The sequence below is a fragment of the Rosenbergiella sp. YN46 genome (genome assembly GCF_036620675.1).
Classification (GTDB): Bacteria; Pseudomonadota; Gammaproteobacteria; order Enterobacterales; family Enterobacteriaceae; genus Jejubacter.
Genome location: NZ_JAZHEE010000108.1, coordinates 1 through 663, shown reverse-complemented (window position 1 = coordinate 663; position 663 = coordinate 1). Strand labels below are relative to the sequence as shown.

Annotated in this window: 2 protein-coding genes; both read left to right on the top strand. The window is 32.1% G+C overall.

The features are described 5' to 3' along the window. Window positions 1-302 (top strand): hypothetical protein (locus V3W49_RS22740; protein ID WP_500148215.1); only part of this gene is annotated, 302 nt, incomplete at its 5' end. Between the two features lie 68 nt (window positions 303-370). Beyond that, window positions 371-663 (top strand): hypothetical protein (locus tag V3W49_RS22735; RefSeq protein WP_500148213.1); only part of this gene is annotated, 293 nt, incomplete at its 3' end.

The window sequence follows — 663 nt, the reverse complement described above, 5'->3', positions numbered from 1 at the left end:
GGAACCAAGTTAGTGAACACCTGAATGTAAATCAACAAGTTCAGATCACTGCAGATGTTACAAATAATCAAGAAACCGCCCAAGATTTTATATTTATTGTTCAGATAAAAAATGATGAAAATGTAATTATTTCACTTGGATGGATAACTGGTTCATTAAATTCTAAGCAGACACTCAGTCCAGCACTCTCATGGACCCCTGATAATTCAGGATCATATTTAGCAGAAATTTTTGTTTGGGAAAGTTTGACAAATCAAGATGCATTATCAAAATCACTTTCTATTAGTATCATTACTAGTTAGTTTTGATCCCAAGTGTTAGAACTTTTTACTGCATTACATTTACAAACATCAAATCATGGTGAAAGAAGTTGAATGAACGCATTAACCGTCTTTCAAAAACATTAGGACCGGGAATATTATTTGCCAGTACAGCAATTGGTGTTTCTCATTTGGTTCAATCAACAAGAGCTGGGGCTGACTTTGGTTTAACGCTAATTGTTTTTCTGATCTTAGCTAGTTTATTTAAATATCCTTTTTTTGAATATGGATCTAGATATGCAAATGTAACTGGAACAAGTATAATAGATGGTTACAAAAAATTAGGAAAACATGCACTTCTGTTCTATTTCTTAATTACAATAGCATCAATGTTCTTTGTAAC